At 67.1% G+C, this 1,724-nt stretch carries 1 protein-coding gene; it reads left to right on the forward strand.

Features of this window, described 5'->3' with window-relative positions; translation table 11 throughout:
* Nucleotides 1-1,724, forward strand: a 1,724-nt coding sequence (locus tag WBA11_RS16750; RefSeq protein WP_424521790.1) for a TonB-dependent receptor domain-containing protein, incomplete at both ends; no start/stop codon positions are given.

Raw genomic sequence — 1,724 nt, forward strand, 5'->3', positions numbered from 1 at the left:
TCAAGGGCGGCGCCGCGAGCACGCTCTACGGGTCCGACGCCGGCAACGGCGTGCTCCAGATCTTTACCAAGCGCGGCGTCTCAGGCGGCAGCACGCTGCTCTTGGAGACCGAGCTCGGGTTCAACACGGCCACGCGCGATTTCCTCCGGTTCCAGGAGACGGGCGACGTCCTGTTCGAGACCGGTGCCATCACGGGCTACCGCCTGTCGGGCAACGGCGGCACCCAGGGCCTGACGTACAGCTTCTCCGGCCGCGCCCTCGCCGACGACGGGTTCCGACCCCGCAACGAGAACCGCCGGTTCGACCTCCGCTCGAGCCTCAGCGCGGTCATCAACCCGACCGTGACCTACACCGGCTCGTTCGGGTACGCCTCGAACGCGTTCCAGCGCGACTTCAACGCGAACGCCAACTTCAGCCGTTTCCAAGACCTCGAAACCGGTAGCATCGGACTGCTCTCGGACCTGAGCGACACGGAGGTCGACTCGATCCGGTCCAGCGTCCGCGAGTTCGTCGACCTGTCGAACGTGACGACCGACGTCCAGCGGTTCCAGACATCGCAGCAGTTCCAGTTCAACATCTCGCCGTCCCTGTTCGCGCGGGTCGTTTCGGGGATCGACTACCGGGTCAACGAGGACCAGCAGGTGTTCACGAACGAGTACCAGATCGTGGGCGGGTTCGTCCCCGAGGGGACGTCGGACCAGGGGGCGATCAACCGGTCCCAACGACGGTCCTTCGGCCTGACCTTGGACGCGAACGTGAGCCATTCGGCCGAGATCGGAGCTTTCTCGTTCCTAACGAACGTGGGCGGGCAGCTCTTCCGCACCGACGACGACCAGAGCGTGGTCACGACGACGGACGTCACCGAGGGGTCGCTCACGATCAACAACTCGGCCGACCAAACGGCCACCGACCTCATCCAGGAGGTCGCCAACTACGGGGTCTACGTCGCCGAGAACGTCGGCTTCCGCAACACGCTGTTCTTCGACGTCGGCCTGCGTCTCGACGGCAACTCCGCATTTGGGGAGGACGTCGGCGCGGTGCTGTACCCGCGGATCGGGATGGCGTACACGCCCACCGAGGAGCCGTTCGTCCAGCGGATCGTGCCGCCGTCGCTGCTCTCGCTCAAGCTGAGGGCCAACTACGGAGAGGCCGGCAACTTCCCGACGCCGTTCGCCCAGGTCCGGACGCTCTCGGTCAACCCGTTCCTGGGCGTGCCGACCTTCACCTTCGGCGCGGCGGGCGACCCGGACCTCCGGCCCGAGCGGATCAGCACGACGGAGTTCGGGGCCGACATCGGGCTGGCCAACAACCGGATCCTGATCGAGGCCTCGTACTACGACGCCGTAACGAAGGACGCCCTCTTCAACGCCCCGTTCGCGCCCTCGACGGGTCAGACGAACCAGCTCCGCAACATCGGGGAGGTCCGGAACCGGGGGGTCGAGCTCTCGGCGTCGGCCCAGCTCGTCGAGACCCGGAACCTCGCCGTCCGGCTCAACGGATCGTTTAACACCCTCGACAACGAGGTGACGTCGAACGGCGGGACCCCGGAGTTCAGCGTCGGAGGGTTCACATTCTTAGGCACCTTCGTCGACGAGGGCCAGCCGGTCGGCTACCTCCGCGGCAACCCGCCCGTGTTCGCCGACGACGGCAGCATCGCCGTGGCGACCGAGCCCACGACGCTCGGCGACACCGAGATCGCGGCGGGCGGGCTCCTGATCGAGCCC

This window comes from Rubrivirga sp., assembly GCF_049648075.1.
Taxonomy (GTDB): domain Bacteria; phylum Bacteroidota; class Rhodothermia; order Rhodothermales; family Rubricoccaceae; genus Rubrivirga.